This is a genomic window from Sphingomonas sp., from assembly GCF_003248515.1.
Lineage (GTDB): Bacteria > Pseudomonadota > Alphaproteobacteria > Sphingomonadales > Sphingomonadaceae > Sphingomonas_I.
In genome coordinates this window covers 38,327-56,701 of sequence record NZ_QFOB01000001.1, presented here as the reverse complement: position 1 = coordinate 56,701, position 18,375 = coordinate 38,327, and the positions used below count along the sequence as shown (strand labels likewise).

At 66.6% G+C, this 18,375-nt stretch carries 19 protein-coding genes; 10 read left to right on the top strand and 9 right to left on the bottom strand.

Annotation, left to right across the window (positions count from 1 at the left end):
* Positions 1 to 1,101 carry a DNA polymerase IV gene (gene dinB / locus DI605_RS00290; RefSeq protein WP_293967624.1) on the top strand — a complete coding sequence of 367 codons (1,101 nt, stop codon included), beginning with the start codon at positions 1 to 3 and terminating at the stop codon, positions 1,099 to 1,101.
* A 39-nt stretch (positions 1,102 to 1,140) separates the two neighbouring features.
* Here dinB and DI605_RS00285 read toward each other — a convergent pair whose 3' ends face one another.
* Positions 1,141 to 1,548 (bottom strand): DoxX family protein, encoded by a 408-nt coding sequence (locus DI605_RS00285; protein WP_293967622.1) that lies wholly within the window; start codon positions 1,546 to 1,548, stop codon positions 1,141 to 1,143.
* A gap of 187 nt (positions 1,549 to 1,735) precedes the next feature.
* Here DI605_RS00285 and DI605_RS00280 point away from each other — a divergent pair, with 187 nt between their 5' ends.
* The 6 genes from DI605_RS00280 (at position 1,736) to DI605_RS00255 (ending at position 9,823) form a co-directional block, all read left to right on the top strand.
* A complete protein-coding gene (locus tag DI605_RS00280) occupies positions 1,736 to 3,268 on the top strand; it encodes an acyl-CoA carboxylase subunit beta (RefSeq protein ID WP_293967620.1) in 1,533 nt (510 codons plus the stop codon).
* 9 nt (positions 3,269 to 3,277) lie between these two features.
* Entirely contained in the window at positions 3,278 to 3,718 is a 441-nt protein-coding gene (gene mce / locus DI605_RS00275; RefSeq protein WP_293967618.1) for a methylmalonyl-CoA epimerase, read from the top strand.
* Positions 3,719 to 3,770: 52 nt separating this feature from the next.
* Complete coding sequence (scpA, locus tag DI605_RS00270; protein ID WP_293968834.1) at positions 3,771 to 5,996, top strand: methylmalonyl-CoA mutase; 2,226 nt, start codon at positions 3,771 to 3,773, stop codon at positions 5,994 to 5,996.
* Positions 5,993 to 6,994: a biotin synthase BioB gene (gene bioB, locus DI605_RS00265; protein WP_293967616.1), complete on the top strand. Its 1,002-nt coding sequence runs from the start codon at positions 5,993 to 5,995 to the stop codon at positions 6,992 to 6,994. Before scpA ends, bioB begins: the two co-directional genes overlap by 4 nt.
* An 8-nt stretch (positions 6,995 to 7,002) precedes the next feature.
* Positions 7,003 to 8,985 (top strand): acetyl/propionyl/methylcrotonyl-CoA carboxylase subunit alpha, encoded by a 1,983-nt coding sequence (locus tag DI605_RS00260; protein ID WP_293967614.1) that lies wholly within the window; start codon positions 7,003 to 7,005, stop codon positions 8,983 to 8,985.
* A 160-nt stretch (positions 8,986 to 9,145) separates the two neighbouring features.
* Positions 9,146 to 9,823 (top strand): hypothetical protein, encoded by a 678-nt coding sequence (locus tag DI605_RS00255; protein ID WP_293967612.1) that lies wholly within the window; start codon positions 9,146 to 9,148, stop codon positions 9,821 to 9,823.
* Positions 9,824 to 9,953: 130 nt separating this feature from the next.
* Here the strand turns inward: DI605_RS00255 and DI605_RS00250 are convergent, their stop codons facing one another.
* The 3 genes from DI605_RS00250 to DI605_RS00240 all read right to left on the bottom strand — a co-directional run bounded on the left by DI605_RS00250 (position 9,954) and on the right by DI605_RS00240 (position 12,015).
* Complete coding sequence (locus DI605_RS00250; RefSeq protein WP_293967610.1) at positions 9,954 to 10,427, bottom strand: RcnB family protein; 474 nt, start codon at positions 10,425 to 10,427, stop codon at positions 9,954 to 9,956.
* 123 nt (positions 10,428 to 10,550) lie between these two features.
* Positions 10,551 to 11,309, bottom strand: coding sequence for an RcnB family protein (locus tag DI605_RS00245; RefSeq protein WP_293968832.1), 759 nt, complete (start codon positions 11,307 to 11,309; stop codon positions 10,551 to 10,553).
* A gap of 154 nt (positions 11,310 to 11,463) precedes the next feature.
* Complete coding sequence (locus DI605_RS00240) at positions 11,464 to 12,015, bottom strand: (2Fe-2S)-binding protein (RefSeq protein WP_293967608.1); 552 nt, start codon at positions 12,013 to 12,015, stop codon at positions 11,464 to 11,466.
* A gap of 221 nt (positions 12,016 to 12,236) precedes the next feature.
* Here DI605_RS00240 and rpsU point away from each other — a divergent pair, with 221 nt between their 5' ends.
* Both rpsU and DI605_RS00230 read left to right on the top strand, forming a co-directional pair.
* Positions 12,237 to 12,443 (top strand): 30S ribosomal protein S21, encoded by a 207-nt coding sequence (rpsU, locus tag DI605_RS00235; RefSeq protein ID WP_171742965.1) that lies wholly within the window; start codon positions 12,237 to 12,239, stop codon positions 12,441 to 12,443.
* A 6-nt stretch (positions 12,444 to 12,449) separates the two neighbouring features.
* Positions 12,450 to 13,043 (top strand): FKBP-type peptidyl-prolyl cis-trans isomerase, encoded by a 594-nt coding sequence (locus tag DI605_RS00230; RefSeq protein ID WP_293967604.1) that lies wholly within the window; start codon positions 12,450 to 12,452, stop codon positions 13,041 to 13,043.
* Between the two features lie 254 nt (positions 13,044 to 13,297).
* Here DI605_RS00230 and DI605_RS00225 read toward each other — a convergent pair whose 3' ends face one another.
* Genes DI605_RS00225 through pyrE form a run of 5 tightly spaced genes read right to left on the bottom strand, consistent with a single transcriptional unit; the run spans position 13,298 to position 17,068 of the window.
* A complete protein-coding gene (locus DI605_RS00225) occupies positions 13,298 to 14,374 on the bottom strand; it encodes an AI-2E family transporter (protein WP_293967602.1) in 1,077 nt (358 codons plus the stop codon).
* The gene (gene lepB / locus DI605_RS00220) at positions 14,371 to 15,273 is read right to left on the bottom strand and encodes a signal peptidase I (RefSeq protein WP_293967600.1); all 903 of its coding nucleotides are present in this window, start codon (positions 15,271 to 15,273) and stop codon (positions 14,371 to 14,373) included. The genes DI605_RS00225 and lepB overlap by 4 nt, the downstream gene beginning before the upstream one ends.
* Before the next feature lie 34 nt (positions 15,274 to 15,307).
* Positions 15,308 to 15,709: a holo-ACP synthase gene (gene acpS / locus DI605_RS00215; protein ID WP_293967598.1), complete on the bottom strand. Its 402-nt coding sequence runs from the start codon at positions 15,707 to 15,709 to the stop codon at positions 15,308 to 15,310.
* Positions 15,710 to 15,755: 46 nt separating this feature from the next.
* On the bottom strand, positions 15,756 to 16,484 hold the full coding sequence (locus tag DI605_RS00210; RefSeq protein WP_293967596.1) for a pyridoxine 5'-phosphate synthase: 729 nt from the start codon (positions 16,482 to 16,484) through the stop codon (positions 15,756 to 15,758).
* On the bottom strand, positions 16,484 to 17,068 hold the full coding sequence (pyrE, locus tag DI605_RS00205; protein ID WP_293967594.1) for an orotate phosphoribosyltransferase: 585 nt from the start codon (positions 17,066 to 17,068) through the stop codon (positions 16,484 to 16,486). The genes DI605_RS00210 and pyrE overlap by 1 nt, the downstream gene beginning before the upstream one ends.
* A gap of 246 nt (positions 17,069 to 17,314) precedes the next feature.
* Here pyrE and coxB point away from each other — a divergent pair, with 246 nt between their 5' ends.
* Positions 17,315 to 18,370, top strand: a complete 1,056-nt coding sequence (gene coxB, locus DI605_RS00200) for a cytochrome c oxidase subunit II (RefSeq protein WP_293968830.1) — start codon at positions 17,315 to 17,317, stop codon at positions 18,368 to 18,370.
* The last annotated feature ends 5 nt before the right edge of the window (positions 18,371 to 18,375 follow it).

Sequence of the window (18,375 nt, the reverse complement as noted above, 5' to 3'; positions counted from 1 at the left end):
ATGGGCGCCGACGCCTCCTCCTCCGATACACCGCCTGCCGACGATCCGCCGCGCAAGATCATCCATGTCGACATGGATGCCTTCTACGCGTCCGTCGAGCAGCGCGATCATCCTGAATTGCGGGGCAAGCCGGTGGCGGTGGGCGGCACGCGCGAGCGCGGCGTGGTGGCGGCGGCAAGCTATGAGGCGCGGGTGTTCGGCGTGCGATCGGCGATGGCATCGGCCACGGCGCGGCGCAAATGCCCGGACCTGATCTTCGTGAAGCCGCGCTTCGACGTCTATGCCGAGGTCTCGCACCAGATCCGCGCGATCTTCGCCGATTATACGGACGCGATCGAGCCCCTCTCGCTCGACGAAGCCTATCTCGACGTGAGCGGCGTCGAATCCGCGCGCGACGTGGCCGAGGCGATTCGGCGACGGATCCGGGCGGAAACCGGCCTGACGGCATCGGCCGGGGTTTCCTACAACAAGTTCATCGCCAAGCTCGCCTCCGATCAGAACAAGCCTGACGGGCTGTGCGTGATCCCGCCGCACCGGGGCGCCACCTTCGTGCAGGGCCTGCCGGTCAAGCGCTTCCACGGCGTTGGCCCGCGCACGGCCGAGAAGATGGCGCGGCTCGGCATCGGCACGGGCGCGGATCTCGCCGCGCAGAGCCTGCCCTTTCTGGAAGCGCACTTCGGCAGCTTCGCCACCTATCTCTACTGGGCCGCGCGCGGGCGCGACGACCGGCCGGTGCGCGCGAACCGGATCCGCAAGTCCGTGGGCGCCGAGCGGACCTTCTTCGAAGACAAATATGGGGAAGGCGATCTCCTGGCGGCGCTGGAGACCGTGCTGGAGGCGCTGATGGAGCGCGTCCAGCGATCGGGCGCGGCGGGGCGCACCGTGACGCTGAAGGTGAAGTTCGCGGATTTCCGGCAGATCACGCGGGCGAGGAGCTTTTCCCTGCCGGTTTCCGCGCGCGATCCGATCGGCGAGGCGGGACGGGGGCTGCTGCGCGCGCTGCTGCCGATGCCGCAGGGCGTGCGGCTGCTGGGTCTGGCGCTGTCGTCACTGGAGCGGGATGGCGACGACGATGCCGAGCAGCTCGGGCTGGAACTCTGACCAGCTCCGCATTCCCGCGTGCGGTGGGACCCCATGCGTTCAGCGTTGCGGGCGCCGGGGGCGGAACGGCCAGTCCGTCACGCCGCCAGCATGGAGCGCCCACCAGATGATGAGCGGCTGTGCCAGCAGGCGGGGGACATGATACCACCAGCCAAGGCCGGTATCCGTGCCGAGATCGTTGATCGCATGCTGCACGTTCGCCGGCCACACGCAGAGCGCGTAGAGCGCGAGCATCACCCCCGCGAGCCGGCGGGTGCGTGGAATCATCAGCCCGATCGCGCCCGCCATTTCGCACAGGCCGGTGGCGATCACCGTTTCGCGCGGGAAGGGCACCCAGGGGGGCATGATCCGCAGGAAGATATCGGCCCGCGTGACATGGAGGATGCCGGCCGCGCCATAAGCGGCAGAAAGAAGCGCGCGGGAGAGGGGATGATCGAGGTGCTGCATGGCGTGGCATCCTGAGGGCGCAAACGGGGCGGCGGGGCCGTCACGCCCACCCCGCCGCCGCATGCTGCCCGAAACGGGCGCCATGATCCATTCTGCATATATGGCTTTCGCAAGTCCGCAAATTCGCATTTGAATGCGGCGGCCACAGGCTACAAACGGGCCTCCACGGTTTCCCGAGAGGTGTGTGATGCTGGCGATACTTCAGAAGCTGGAGGAGAAGCGGGCGCAGGCGGCGCTCGGCGGCGGGCAGGCGCGGATCGACAGCCAGCACAAGAAGGGCCGCCTCACGGCGCGCGAGCGGATCGACGTGCTGCTGGATCCGGGCAGCTTCGAGGAACTCGACATGTATGTCGAGCATAATTGCGTCGATTTCGGGATGCAGGATCAGGTGGTGCCGGGCGACGGCGTCGTCACCGGATCGGGCACGATCAATGGCCGGCTCGTCTTCGTCTTCAGCCAGGATTTCACGGTGTTCGGCGGATCGCTTTCGGAGCGTCACGCACAGAAGATCTGCAAGATCATGGACATGGCGATGAAGGTCGGCGCGCCGGTGATCGGCATGAACGACAGCGGCGGTGCACGCATCCAGGAAGGCGTGGCCAGCCTTGCCGGCTATGCCGAGGTTTTCCAGCGCAACGTGCTGGCATCGGGCGTGGTGCCCCAGATCAGCCTCATCATGGGGCCGTGCGCGGGCGGCGCGGTCTATTCCCCGGCGATGACCGACTTCATCTTCATGGTGAAGGATTCGAGCTTCATGTTCGTGACCGGGCCGGAAGTGGTGAAGACCGTCACCAACGAGGTCGTCACGCAGGAGGAACTGGGCGGCGCGATCACGCATTCCACCAAATCCTCGGTCGCGGATCTCGCCTTCGAAAATGATATCGAGGCGCTGCTGGCCACGCGGGACTTCGTTGATTTCCTGCCGCTTTCGAACCGGGAGGCTGTGCCCGAGCGGCCGACCCCGGATGCATGGGACCGGCTGGACGCAAGCCTGGATACGCTGATCCCGGACAGCGCCAACAAGCCCTATGACATGAAGGAGCTGATCCGGAAGGTCATCGACGAGGGCGATTTCTTCGAGGTGCAGCCGGGGCATGCCGGCAATATCCTGACCGGCTTCGGCCGGATCGAGGGGCGCACGGTGGGAATCGTGGCCAACCAGCCGATGGTGCTGGCGGGCGTGCTGGACATCAATTCATCGAAGAAGGCGGCGCGCTTCGTGCGCTTCTGCGATGCGTTCGAAATCCCGATCATCACCTTCGTCGACGTGCCGGGCTTCCTGCCGGGCGTGGCGCAGGAGCATAATGGCATCATCAAGCATGGCGCCAAACTGCTCTTCGCCTATGCCGAGGCGACCGTGCCGAAGATCACCGTCATCACGCGCAAGGCCTATGGCGGCGCCTATGACGTGATGAGCTCCAAGCATCTGCGCGGCGATCTCAATTATGCATGGCCCACGGCCGAGATCGCCGTGATGGGCGCGAAGGGCGCCGTCGAGATCATCTTCCGCAAGGATCTGGGCGATCCGGAGAAGATCGCCGCGCGCACGAAGGAATATGAGGAGCGCTTCGCCAACCCCTTCGTGGCGGCGAGCAAGGGCTTCATCGACGAGGTGATCATGCCGCATTCCACGCGGCGGCGGATCGCGCTGGGCCTCAGGAAGCTGCGCAACAAGCAGCTCGAAAATCCCTGGAAGAAGCATGACAATATTCCGCTCTGAGAGGGCAGCATGAAGCTCGGCCGTCTGAACCATGTCGGCGTGGCGACGCCATCACTGGAGGCGTCGATCGCTTATTATCGCGACGTGATGGGCGCGACGCTGACGCACGCGCCGTTCGACCTGCCGGCGCAGGGCGTGAAGGTATGCTTTGTGGATACGCCCGGCGAGAATGGCACGGCCGGCACGCAGATCGAACTGATCGAGCCGCTGGGCGAGACCAGCCCGATCCACGCCTTCCTCGCGAAGAACCCGGCGGGGGGCCAGCATCACATGTGCTATGAGGTGCCGGACATCCACGCCGCCAGGGCCTGGTTCGAGGGGCTGGGCAAGAAGGTGCTGGGCGAGCCGCGCATCGGCGCGCATGGCACGCCGATCTTCTTCGTCCACCCCAGGGACATGAACGGCATCCTGACCGAGATCATGGAAACGCCGAAAGACGGCGAGCATTGATGACCTGTAACCTCCGTTCGGTTCGCGCAGCTTCGAGCGAAGTCGAGAAGCGATCGTCGACAGCCCTTCCCGATGGCATTCCCGGCAAGCCCGAACTCCACTCGAGGCGAACGGCTGGGGGGAGTTCGCACGCATGACCCAAAAGACGCTCGCCGACTGGCAGGCCGCCGCCTCGAAGGAGGTGAAGGGCAAGGATCTCACCTGGAACACACCCGAGGGCATCGCCGTGAAGCCGCTTTATACCGAGGCGGACACGGAGGGCTGGGAGCCCGGCCTGCCCGGCTTCGCGCCGTTCACGCGCGGCGTGCGCGCCTCCATGTATGCGGGGCGGCCATGGACGATCCGCCAATATGCGGGCTTCTCGACGGCGGAAGAATCCAACGCTTTCTATCACCGCAACCTGAAGGCGGGGCAGAAGGGGCTGTCGGTTGCCTTCGATCTCGCGACGCATCGCGGCTATGACAGCGATCATCCGCGCGTGACCGGCGATGTCGGCAAGGCGGGTGTCGCGATCGACACGATCGACGACATGAAGATCCTGTTCGACGGCATCCCTCTGGATCAGATGTCCGTTTCGATGACGATGAACGGCGCGGTGATCCCGATCCTCGCCTTCTTCATCGTCGCGGGCGAGGAGCAGGGCGTGCCCCGCGCCCAGCTGGACGGGACCATCCAGAACGACATCCTCAAGGAGTTCATGGTCCGCAACACCTATATCTACCCGCCCGAGCCGAGCATGCGGATCATCTCGGACATCTTCGGCTATACCAGCCGTGAGATGCCGAAGTTCAACAGCATCTCCATTTCCGGCTATCACATGCAGGAAGCCGGCGCGACGCAGGTGCAGGAACTGGCCTTCACGATCGCGGACGGCGCCGAATATGTGAAATATGGCGTCGCCTCGGGCCTGGACATCGACAGGTTCGCCGGGCGCCTCAGCTTCTTCTTCGCGATCGGCATGAACTTCTTCATGGAGATCGCCAAGCTGCGCGCGGCGCGCGTGCTGTGGCATCGCGTGATGACGCAGTTGGGCGCCAGGGACGAGCGCTCGAAGATGCTGCGCACCCACTGCCAGACGTCCGGCGTCTCGCTGACCGAACAGGATCCGTACAACAATGTGATGCGCACCACGATCGAGGCGATGGCGGCGATGCTGGGTGGCACCCAGTCGCTCCACACCAACGCGCTGGACGAGGCGATCGCGCTGCCGACCGACTTTTCCGCGCGCATCGCCCGCAACACGCAGCTCGTGATCCAGGAGGAGACGGGCATGTGCAATGTCGTCGATCCGCTGGGCGGTTCTTATTATGTCGAGAGCCTGACGAAGGAACTGGTCGATCGCGCGTGGGAGATTATCGAGCGCGTCGAGGCCGAGGGCGGCATGGCCAAGGCCGTCGCCGCCGGCTGGCCCAAGGCGATGATCGAACAGGCTTCCGCCGCCACCGCCGCGCGGATCGACCGCACCGATCAGGTGATCGTGGGCGTGAACAAATATCGCAAGGATCAGGAAGATCCGATCGATATTCTGGACGTGGACAATCATGCGGTGCGCGAGGCGCAGATCCGCCGGATCGGGAAGGTGAAGGCGGCCCGCGACGAGGCGGCATACCGGGCGGCGCTGGACGCGCTGCGTGAGGGCGCGCGCGGCACGGCCAATCTGCTGGAACTGGCGGTGGACTGCGCGCGGGCACGCGCGACGCTGGGCGAGATCAGCCAGGCGATGGAGGACGTGTTCGGCCGCTACGGCACCACGCCGACGCCGGTGAAGGGCGTCTATGGTGGCGCCTATGCCGATGATGCGCGCTGGGCGAGCCTGAAGGATGGCGTGATCGCCGTGGGCCGCGGCAAGGGCCGGGCGCCGAGGATGTTCGTCGCCAAGATGGGGCAGGATGGCCATGATCGCGGCGCCAACCTCGTCTCCTCGGCCTTCGGCGATCTGGGGTTCGACGTGCTGGCCGGCCCGCTTTTCCAGACGCCCGCCGAGGCGGCGAGGATGGCGATCGAGGCGGATGTCGACGTGGTGGGCGCCTCCAGCCTCGCGGCGGGGCACAAGACCCTGATCCCCGAATTGATCGGCCATCTGCGCGATGCCGGGCGCAGCGACATCAAGGTGGTGGCGGGCGGCGTGATCCCCGCCCAGGATTATCAGGCGCTGCGCGATGCCGGCGTGCAGGCGATCTTCGGGCCGGGCACGAATCTGGTGTTCGCGGCGGAAGAGGTGTTGAGGCTGCTTGGCCACAACATGCCGCCCGAAGGCATCAGCGAGGCCGCCGAATGAACGCACCCACGACTTTCCCGACGCCGACGGACCGCGAGACGATCGCGGCGCTGTTCGATCTGCCCTTCACCGAACTGGTCTTCCGCGCGGCCGAGGTGCATCGCGCGCATCATGATCCGGCGCGGGTGCAGCGGGCGACCCTGCTTTCGATCAAGACCGGCGGCTGCGCCGAGGATTGCGGCTATTGCAGCCAATCCACGTTCGCGGAATCCGGGCTCAAGGCATCCAGGCTGATGGACGTGGACGCCGTGCTCGCCGCGGCGGCCGAGGCCAAGGCGGCGGGATCGGAGCGTTTCTGCATGGGCGCCGCGTGGCGCGAGCCCAAGGATCGCGACATGGCCGCGATCGAGGCGATGGTGACAGGGGTTAAGGCGCTCGGCCTGGAAACCTGCATGACTTTGGGCATGCTGACCGACGAGCAGGCCGATCGGCTGGCCGGCGCCGGCCTCGATTATTACAATCACAATCTGGATACCTCGCCCGAATATTATGGCGAGGTGATCTCCACCCGCACCTATGCGGACCGGCTGGAGACGCTGGCGCGCGTGCGGCGGGCGGGCATCAACACCTGTTGCGGCGGGATCGTCGGCATGGGCGAGACGCGCGCGGATCGCGTGGGCTTCCTCCACGCGCTGGCGACGCTGCCCGAGCCGCCCGAAAGCGTGCCGATCAATGCGCTGGTGCCCGTCGCCGGAACGGTACTGGGCGATATGCTGGCCGATACGCCGCTCGCCAAGATCGATGATATCGAATTCGTGCGCACGGTGGCGGTGGCGCGCATCCTGATGCCGCGCTCGATCGTCCGCCTGTCGGCGGGGCGCGAGAGCATGTCGGACATGACGCAGGCGCTGTGCTTCCTCGCGGGCGCCAATTCGATCTTCACCGGCGATCGCCTGCTCACCACCGGCAATGCCGGGGGCGATGCCGACGCCGCCCTGTTCGCGCGGCTGGGCCTCAACGCCGACACCATTCAAACGACCGCCGGGGCGGCCGGATAAGGACGGACATGTTCAATAAGATCCTGATCGCCAATCGCGGCGAGATTGCCTGCCGTGTCATCCGCACGGCCCGGAAGATGGGCATCAGGACGGTGGCCGTCTATTCGGATGCCGATGCGCGCGCGCCGCATGTGGAGATGGCGGACGAGAAGGTGCATCTGGGTCCGCCGCCGGCTTCCGAATCCTATCTGCTGGCGGACAGGATCATCGCCGCCTGCAAGGCGACCGGCGCGGAGGCCGTGCATCCGGGCTACGGCTTCCTTTCCGAACGGACCAGCTTCGCGCAGGCGCTGGCCGATGCAGGCATCGCCTTCATCGGGCCGCCGCCCCATGCGATCGCCGCGATGGGCGACAAGATCGAATCCAAGAAGCTGGCCAGGGAAGCCGGCGTCAATGTGGTGCCCGGCTTCGTCGGCGAGATCGAGGATACCGAGCATGCCGTGCGCATCGCCAACGAGATCACCTATCCGGTGATGATGAAGGCCTCCGCCGGCGGCGGCGGCAAGGGCATGCGCCTCGCCTTCAGCGAGAAGGATGTGCGCGAGAATTTCGACAGCGTGCGGCGCGAGGGCCTCAACAGCTTCGGCGACGATCGCGTCTTCATCGAAAAGTTCATCGAAAGCCCGCGCCACATCGAGATCCAGGTGCTCGGTGACAAGCATGGCAACATCCTCTACCTGAACGAGCGCGAATGTTCGGTGCAGCGCCGCCACCAGAAGGTGGTGGAGGAGGCGCCATCGCCGTTCGTGAGCCCCGAGATGCGCAAGGCGATGGGCGAACAGGCGGTCGCGCTGGCGCGGGCCGTGGGCTATCATTCGGCCGGCACGGTGGAACTGATCGTATCGGGCGCGGACAAGACCGGCCAGGGCTTCTACTTCCTGGAGATGAACACCCGCCTCCAGGTGGAGCATCCCGTCACCGAATATATCACCGGGCTGGATCTGGTGGAGCAGATGATCCGCGTGGCCTATGGCGAGAAGCTGGCCTTCACGCAGGAGGATATCGGCATCAACGGCTGGGCGGTGGAGAATCGCGTCTATGCCGAGGATCCCTATCGCGGCTTCCTGCCCTCCACCGGGCGCCTCGTCCGCTATCGGCCGCCGGAAACGAGCGAGACGGTGCGTGTGGACGATGGCGTGTATGAAGGATCGGACATTTCGATGTTCTACGATCCGATGATCGCCAAGCTCATCACCTGGGGCGCCACGCGTGAGAAGGCGATCGATGCGCAGATCACGGCACTCGACCGGTTCGAGATAGAGGGGATTGGCCACAATGTGGATTTCCTCTCCGCGCTGATGCAGCATCCGCGCTTCCGATCGGGCGACATCACCACCGGCTTCATCGCCGAGGAATATCCCGAAGGCTTCCGGGGCGCGCCGACGCCCGAGAAACTGACCGAGCGGCTGGCGGCGATCGCGGCGATCGCGGGATCGGCCGAGGCCGCCCGCGCGGCGGAGATCGACCAGCGGCTGAACGGCCCGATCGTTGCCAACGCCGAATGGGTCGTCACGATGGACGGCGCCGAGCATCATGTGCTGATCGCGGGCGAAACCGCGACGGTCGACGGCCATCCGATGACGATCGAGGCGCCCTACGTACCCGGCCAGCGGCTGGTGGAGGCGCGGATCGGCGACGAGACATTGTCCGTGAAGGTGGAGCGCACGCGCAGCGGCTGGACCTTCACGGCGCGGGGCAAGAGCCACAGATTGCGCGTGTTGCCGCCGCATGTGGCCGCGCTCGCCCGGCACATGATCGAGAAGATCCCGCCGGACATGTCGCGCTTCCTGCTCTGCCCGATGCCGGGGCTCGTCACGCGGATCGACGTGAAGGCCGGCGACAAGGTGGAGGCGGGCCAGCCGCTCGCCGTGGTCGAAGCGATGAAGATGGAGAACATCCTGCGCGCCGAGAAGGCCGGCACGATCAAATCGGTGGAGGCGAAGGCCGGCGAGAGCCTGGCGGTGGATGCGGTGATCCTGGAATTCGAATGATCGCCGCTCGCCCATCTCCGGCGCGGAAAGCGGCGCGCGCGCCGCGCAAAAGGGGTGCGATCCACGCTTCGGATTGATTCGCCCCGCTCCGGCAACGCTTAGTCACTGGAGCGGATCGATTTTCTCGGCCATGCTTTGGCATGATGAGGAAAATCGATACGTGACATCATGTTGGAAGTGGACAGCCGCAGCCGCGATTGTCGCCGCGGCGCCATCCCAGGCGGCGACACCGCGCGAATTGCTGGTGCAGGCGGCGTTTCAGACGACTGACGAGGATCAGGCGCTGCAACTCGTGAATCAGGCGATCGCGCAGGCCGAGGCCGGGTTGCAGGCGAACCCGCGCGATCGCGAGGCTTATTTCCAGCACGCCATGGGCATCGGCTATCGTGCCAAGCTCACCCGCAAGCCGGGCGACGCCAAGCAATCGCGCCGGATGCTGGAGCAATATGTGCTCCAGAATCCACGCGATCCGGAGGCGCAGCTGGCGATCGGCGGATGGCATCTGGATGCGATCGCAGATGGCTTCCTTGCCGCCACCGTGCTGGGCGCGAAGAAGGATATGGGCGTGACGGGCATCGATCGATCGGTGCAGTTCGGCGGCGACCGTGCCTTCTTCAAGGGATTTGCCGCGATGATGCATATCCGGCTGGAGCCGAAGAACGTGGCCGTGGCCCGCGGGCTGGCGGAGCAGGCCGCGCGCGCGCCGACGCCGACGCCGCTGGACCGGATCGCCAAGCGGGATGCGGAGGCGATGCTGATCCCGCTGCGGGCGGGCGACGGCAAGGCGGCCGCGCAACTGGCGCGCAGGCTGCTTCCCTTCGGCAGACTGGACGATTGATCGACGATCCGGGCGGGCGGGGAACTCCGGGCGTGACGGGCCATCGCAAAAGGGCCCGGACGAATTCTCGCCCGGGCCCTGCCACGCGGATACTGACGCTACGCTACCTTACGAAAGACCGTGATCCGGATCAGAAGAAGAAGCGGTTGTAGACGGTGACCACCCGCCCGCTGCGGATATCGACCAGCACGACATCGTTGCCGTAGCGGATCCAGCGACGGCCATAGGCTGCGGCCGGCAGGCGATAGCGATAGGGATCGATCCAGTAGCGGCGGTCATAATAGCCGCGATCGAAGCGATAGCCGGGTGCGATCGGGCGATAGGCATAGCCGCGCGGGCCGACATAAGCGGGGCCACGGAACACATCCGGGCTGCGACGGCGATAATCCTGCCAATCCTGGCGATATTCGCGGCGGGCATCGCGCACGTCGCGCTGCTCGTTGCGAACTTCGCGCGGGCTGGAGCCGTTGCGGATCGCGCGATTCACGTCGCGCTGTTCCTCGCGGATGTCGCGGCGATCATTCCTGAGTTCGCGATTCTGGGCCGAGGCGATGGTCGGCACCAGAGTGGCCGCCATCAGGCCGGCAATGATGAACTTGCGCATGGATTGCTCCTCTCATGTGGCGCTGTGGGCCTGTGGCCCCGCGCGCCGATATTCGGATCCCCGGAAGGCAAGGCACGGCGGCTGGGGAAGGGCCGCCGGCGTCTCGGGCTCAGGGCTGGCGGATCACCAGAAGAAACCCGGGATGACATCGACGACCCGGCCGCTGCGAACATCGATCAGCAGCACGTCGTCATAATAGCGGACCCAGCGATAGGGGCCGTAGGCGGGCGGCAGGCGATACGCCCACGGATCATCCAGCCAATAGCTCGAACCCCACAGCAGGCTCGGCAGGACGGCGCCGATCGAATAGCGGCGATAGCTGTAGCTCCAGCCGCGCGGCGCCTCATAGCGACCGATGCGGAACTGATCCCGATTATAATCGCGATAGCCGCGCCAGTCGTAGCGCTGGTCCTGCCGCCAGTTGCTGCCCACCCAGCGATCATTGCCGGGGCGGCCGCGATCGCCCCAGCGGGAGCGATCGTCATAGCGACGATTGTCTTCAAAGCGGCGGCGATCATCATTGCCGCGATAATCGGGGCGTGCGTCATAGCCGCGGCGATCCTCGCCACGCGCCTGATCGCGGCCGGCGAAACCGGCGCCCGAAGGACGGCCGCGATTGAAATCCTGCCCCGCATTGCCGGGCGCGCGATCGGGGCGCTGGGCGAAATCCGGGCGATCCGGCCGCTGCGACTGTTCCACGCGCTGCGGCTGACTGTTCCGGAACGCATCCGGGCCACGGCCACCCGCGAAGCCGCGCGGCGCGCCATCGCGATTCTGGTTGCCCTGGCGATCCATGTCGCCCGGGCCTCGCTGTGCGATCGCCATGGCCGGCAGGCTGATGCCGACCGCTGCGGCGAAAAGCAGCTTTCCGATCCTCTTCATCATCCCAAACTCCACGAGCGGCCGGCCGATCGCCGGAAGCTCGACGCAAGGATTGGGCGATTCGCCGTGAGCCGTTGCTGAATCCGTCCTTCAGCCTGCGGAAAGGTTCATGAACGATCCAGAAAGGCTGGCGGGGCGGGGTCGGTCGTGCGTTTCAGCGTTTGGCGGGCGGCGGCGGAGACAGTGCCGGGACGGCCGCCGCGGCATCGCGCGGATCGATCCCGGGCGGTGGCGCGGCGGCGATCGGATCCCCGCCGGCCGCCACCTCCGCCGCGCGGCGGATCGCCGCGCGAATCCGGGGATATGTGCCGCACCGGCAGATGTTCGTGATCGATTCGTCGATCTGATCGTCCGTGGGGCGGGGCGTCTTTGCCAGCAGCGCCGCGACCGCCATGATCATGCCCGACTGGCAATAGCCGCACTGGGGCACCTGGGCGGCAACCCACGCCTGCTGCGCGGGGTGACTGCGATCGCCGGTGAGCCCTTCGATGGTGGTGACGAAGGCGCCCTCGATCGATCCGATCGGCACCTGACATGAACGGCGGGCAACGCCATCGACATGTACCGTGCAGGCGCCGCACTGGCCCGCACCGCACCCATATTTGGTGCCGGTGAGATTCGAAGCGTCGCGTAGCGCCCAAAGCAGCGGGGTCGCGGGATCCATCTTGTAGTGGACGGGCTCGCCATTGACGGTGAAGCTGGTCATGCGCAGGGCTTTAGCCGCACTGTCTCACGCCGTCATGCCGCATCCTTCGGCGGGCTGCGAACGGGAGTGTTTCGCCGAAAGCCGCCATGGGTTGAAGACTCGGGGCATCGCTGCTAGGGGCGGCGCCTTCCGGCAAGGGCGTTTACGCGCCTGCGCCGAATCGTTTCAGACATCATGATGGCGCCGACGGACGCGTCGGGCATGTGGAGATCGTTCGGTTTATGCAGATCATCGTTCGCGACAATAATGTCGATCAGGCGCTGCGCGCGCTCAAGAAGAAGCTGCAGCGCGAAGGCGTCTATCGCGAGATGAAGCTGCGCCGCCACTATGAGAAGCCGTCGGAGAAGCGTGCGCGCGAGCGTGCCGCCGCGATCCGCCGCGCCCGCAAGCTGGAGCGCAAGCGCGTCGAGCGCGATCAGGCCCGGTAAGGCCTGATGTCGGAGGTTACCGCGGTTCCGCTGCGCCCGGTCAGCAAGTCTGGCCTCACGGCGCTGGGGGCGGGCATCGGCCTGCTCGTGCTCGTCGGTATCGGCGGGGCCTATATGACGACGCGCGCGCCCGTCATGCTTTCCATGCCGCCGGCGGAGTTCATGGCGGCGAATGCCAAGCATGCCGGCGTGAAGACGACGGCCTCCGGCCTTGAATATCAGGTGCTGGTGAAGGGCGATGGCCCCACGCCCACGCTCGCCGATGCGGCGCTCGTCGAATATAAGGGCAGCCTTACCAGCGGCCAGGTGTTCGATGCGTCCAAGCCCGGCCAGCCCGTGCCGATGCAGATCGGGCAGGTCGTGCCCGGCTTCGCGGAAGCGCTGACGCTGATGCCCAAGGGCGCCAAATATCGCGTCTGGATCCCGCCGCAGCTTGGCTATGGCGAGCGCGAGGCGGGACCGATCCCGGCCAACAGCGTGCTCGTCTTCGACATCACGATGCATGAATTCGCATCCGTGCCGCAGCCGAATGCCGAAATGATGAGCGCGCCGAACCCGGATGGCACCCCCGGCACGCCACCGCCGGTGACGGCACAGTAAGAGAAAAGCGGGGCTTCGGCCCCGTTTTTTGTTTCAGGGGCATGCCCGCAGCTTCCGGCGCGCGCCCGTGCGCCCTGCTCCTGCTTTCCGCATCGGCGAGAATGTCTATCGAGGGCGCAGGCGCGCAAAAAGCCATTGTGCCTTGCCGGTTCGCGGGACGCGTTTCGGAACACGGCCTTCGCGCCCCGTCCGTCCGCTGCCGATCCCGACGCGACAGACCCGAAACCCGCCTGGAAGCGACGGGACGCGCTGGCTCAGGCCGCGCCGGCCTCCGCCGCATTCTCCGCTTTCTGTTCGGCGCTCTTTTCCAGCAGCACCTTCACCATCGCCACGATCGGATCCGCGAGTGCGAGGCCGAGTATGCCGAACAGCGCGCCGAAGAGGAGTTGGGCGCCGAGGATCAGCGCAGGCGCCAGATCGACCGACCTTTTCGCCACCATCGGGACGATCAGATAGCCGTCGATCGTCTGGACGGTGGCATAGACGACGATCGCCCAGATCCCGGTGTTGAAGCCGGCGGAGAAGCCGACCAGCACCATCAGGATGCCGGAAACGATCGCGCCGATATTGGGCAGGAAGGCGAGCAGGCCGGTGAGGATGCCGAGCAGCGCCGCCATCGGTACGCCGCCCACCATCAGGAAGAACCAGGTGCCGACGCCTTCCACCGCCATGCCCAGCAGGCGGCCCGCCATCAGCAGGCGCAGCGTGCGGCCCATCTGCGCGGACGTGTCATAAAATTCAGCGCGCCGGGCCATGGGCAGCATCCAGGCGACGCCGCGCTCGTAGAGACGCGGTTCGATCGCGACGAAGATGCCGATGACGAGGATCATCGCGAGGCTGGAGATCGCGCCCAGCGCGGTACCGACGGCCGAGGTGAGCCGGCCGAGCGAACCCATCAGCTGCTTGCCGATCTCGTTGATCTGGCTGCCGTCATGGCTGACGATGCCCATCGCTTCGGCCCAGTGCATCGCCCGTTCCAGCTGCGTCTGGACGACCTGACGCAGCGATTCGAACTGGTCCGCGATCGTGGCTCCGGCGAATATCGCCGTCCAGACGATGAAGGCGAAGCCGGCGAGCGTGACGATCAGCAGGCGCCAGCCGCGCCCGATCGGCAGGATCCGGCCGAGCAGGCGCGTGCCGCCGTCAAGGATCGCGGCGAAGACGATGCCGCCGACGATCAGCAGCATCGGCTGGGCGAGGAACCAGAGCGCGACGACGGCCGTCGCCATGCCGATCCAGACGGCGGCGCGCTTCAGTTCGCGCGTCGTCAGCGGATCGCTGAAATCCGCGGGGCCGGGCGCCTCGCCGCGTGTGCCGCCCGGATCGTTCACTTGGCCGGGGCGGCCTTCGTCGGGTGCAGGTTGATGCCCGCGCGGCCGCCGCGCAGCGCCGTGATCCAGCTCAGCGGATTCCAGAGCTGGGTGGAGCCATCATAGGAGAAGGTGACGAAATCGGCGCGGCCGCCGATATTCTCCCACGGCAGCGGGCCGCCCAGGCCGAGCTGCCACGTCTCGTAGCGGCTGTCCGCGCTCTCGTCGCGATTGTCGCCCATCACGAAGACATGATCCTTGGGCACGGTCACGGGGCCGTAATCGTCGCCCGTGCCGGGCTGATAGCCGAAATCGACCGTATCGTAGCTCACGCCATTGGGCAGCGTCTCGCGGAAGATCGGCAGCTCGCAATATTCCTTGCCGTCCGGCCCGGTCTTGCGATTCGGGGCTTCCAGTGCGGAGGCGCAGGGCACGTTCGCATCGATCGGCAGCATCTTCACGCCCATCGGCACGCGCTTCACCGGCGTGCCGTTGATGGAAAGGATGCCGCGATTCACCTCGATCGTGTCGCCCGGCAGGCCGATCACGCGCTTGATATAATCGCTATTCTCGGTCGGCGGCTTCAGGATCACGACATCGCCGCGCGTCGGCATGCGCCCGAAGATCCGGCCCTTCATGAAGGGCAGGACATGGAAGGACGGCGACACATAGGACCAGCCATAGGGATATTTGGTCACGATCAGCCGATCGCCCTTGATGAGCGTGGGCATCATCGATTCGCTGGGAATGTAGAAGGGCTTGGCGATGAAGCTCCACACGGCAAGCACGCCGATTATGAGCCAGAAGATGCCCTTCAGCTCCGCCCACCAGTCCGTTTTCTTGGGATCCGGCTTGCTCTTGGCCGCCGGATTCGGGGTCACCGGCGCCGGGGCGGCGAGATCGGGGGAGGAATCGCTCAAAGCCGGTCCTTAAACTCTGCCCTCGCCCGGGCCTCTACAACGGCCGGGCTTCGAGGATGACGAACGCCTGCGCCCATGGATGGTCGTCGGTGAGCGTCAAATGAATGGCGATTGCGTGGCCCGGCGGGGTCAATGCGTCAAGCCTCGCCTTCGCCCCGCCGGTGAGGGCGAGGGTGGGGGCGCCCGAGGGCAGGTTCACCACGCCGATATCCTTCATGAACACGCCGGCATTGAATCCGGTGCCCACCGCCTTGGAGAAAGCTTCCTTGGCGGCGAAGCGCTTGGCATAGGTGCCGGCGCGCGTGACGGTGCGGCGCTCGGCCTTGGCCCGTTCGATATCGGTGAAGACGCGTTCGGTGAAACGGCGGCCGAAGCGGTCGAGCGAATTCTGGATCCGCTCGATATTGCACAGGTCCGAGCCGAGGCCGATGATCACCCGCCGATCCTCTCCACATTCCGCGGGGCGGGAATGAGCCCGTGGCTCATCGCGCCGCGTCCATCAGTTCGCGCATCCGGCGGACGCTGGCGTCGAGCCCCACGAAGATCGCCTCGCCGATCAGGAAATGGCCGATATTGAGCTCGGCCAGCTGGGGGATGGCGGCGATCGGCATCACATTATCATAAGTGAGGCCGTGGCCGGCATGCGGCTCGATCCCGTTCTTGACGGCCAGCGCCGCTGCATCGGTGATCCGGCGGAGTTCGGCCGTCTGCGTCTCGCCCTCGGCATGGGCATAGGCGCCGGTGTGGAATTCCACGACGGGCGCGCCGAGATGGATCGCCGCCTCGATCTGGCGCGCGTCGGGCTCGATGAACAGGCTCACGCGGATGCCCGCATCGTTCAGGCGGGCGATCAGCGGCTTCAGGCGATTATGCTGGCCGGCGGCGTCGAGCCCGCCCTCCGTCGTCACTTCCTCGCGCCGTTCGGGCACGATGCAGGCGGCGTGGGGGCGGTGGCGCAGCGCGATCTCCACCATCTCCTCCGTCGCCGCCATTTCCAGATTGAGCGGCAGCGCGATGCCGCCGATCAGCCGGGCGATGTCCGCATCCACGATATGGCGGCGATCCTCCCGCAGATGCGCGGTGATGCCGTCCGCGCCGGCCGCCTGCGCGATTTCGGCGGCACGCAGCGGATCGGGCGTGAGCCCGCCGCGCGCATTCCGCACGGTCGCGACATGATCGATATTGACGCCGAGGCGCAGCCGGCGCGTCATCAGGCGGCGGCCCGGCTGCCGGGCTTGATCGCCGGGATCGCGGCCAGCTCCGGCGGGAGCGCATCGGCCTCGTAGGTCGGCACGTCGAGGCGGATCAGCGGGAAGAAGGGCACGCCCAGATCGACCTTGCCGTTCGATCGATCGACCAGGCTTGCGGCCGCGATCACCTCGCCGCCCGCCGCCTCGATCGCCTTGATCGCCTCGCGCGATGAAAGCCCGGTGGTGACGACATCCTCCATCATCAGCACCTTCGCCCCCGGCTTCAGCGCGAAGCCGCGGCGCAGCTCGAACGTGCCGGTCGGCCGCTCCACGAACATCGCATCCAGCCCCAGCGCGCGGCCCATCTCATGCCCTGCGATCACGCCGCCCATGGCGGGCGAGACGACCGCGTCCAGCCGATCGCGGATTTCGGCGGGGATGCGGGCGGCGAGCGCATCGGTCAGCTTCGCGGCGCGGGCCGGGTTCATCAGCACGCGCGCACACTGCAGATAGCGGGGCGAGCGCAGGCCGGACGAAAGGATGAAATGCCCCTCCAGCAGCGCATCGGCCGCGCGGAATTCGGCGATCACCTCGTCTTCGGTCATGCTGTGGTCTCCTCGGGCGGGCGGGTGCGGCGCGCTCGCGCGGCGCATAGACGCACGCGGCCCGCCCCTCAACAGCTTGCATTTCTGCGCGATCCGGTGTTGAGACAGGGGAAATATTCGGCCGAAGGGGTATGGACGGCCCACGTCCATGCGAATCCGAGGCATCGCCGCTGAGCCATTGGCGTCACGGGGGGGAAAGACAGAGTGCTGAAGACCATACGGGCCTTGATCCTCACTCTGCTCGCCATGCTGGCGGGTGCCGGTGCGACCGGCGCGATGGCACAGGCCGCGCCTGCCGCAGCGCCCGTGCCCGCCGTCGCCGAAAGCGCCGCAGCGCCCGCCGCGACACCGCCCGCCGCAGCCCCCGCGCCGGCCAAGATTCCCGATATCATCCATGCCGCGCCCACGCCCGGCATCGGCCAGCCCACCGAATCGCTGCGCCTGCAACCGCAGATGACGCCCATCGGCGAGGAAGCCGTGCGCTTCCACGATTACATCCTCGTCCCGATGATGTTCGTGATGTCCATCTTCGTCCTGCTGCTGCTGATCTGGGTGATCCTGCGCTATCGCGCCGCCGCGAACCCGACGCCCTCGCGCACATCGCACAATACCGTGATCGAAGTGATCTGGACGCTCTTCCCGGTGCTGGTGCTGGTGTCGATCGCGGTGCCCTCGATCCGGCTGCTCGCGCATCAATATTCGCCGCCCAAGGCCGACCTGACCGTGAAGGCGATCGGCAACCAGTGGTACTGGACCTACCAATATCCCGATAATGGCGATTTCGAGATCGTCTCCAACCTGCTCAAGGAAAAGAGCGAGGTGAAGCCGGGCGCGCGCTATCGCACCGATGCGGACGGCCCCCGCCTGCTGGCGGTGGACGAGCGGATGGTGGTACCGGCGGGCGCAGTGGTGAAGGTTATCACCACCTCCAACGACGTGATCCACAGCTTCGCCATGCCCGCCTTCTGGGTGAAGATGGATGCCATTCCCGGCCGCCTCAACGAAACCTGGTTCAAGGTGGATCGCCCGGGCGTCTATTTCGGCCAATGTTCCGAACTGTGCGGCGCGCGCCATGCCTATATGCCGATCGCGGTGGAGGTGGTGACGCCGGCGCAATATGCGCAGTGGGTCGCCTCCAAGGGCGGGACGATGCCGGGCGCCAAGCCCGCCGCCGAGGCGGCCGCCCCGGCGGCCCCCGCCGCAACGCCTGCCGCGCCGGCCCCCGTCGCCGAGACGGCCCCCGCCGGGAATGGCACAGAAACCGCCGCTACGACCTCGCAGCCCGCCGCCGCGCAGAATTGAGGCTT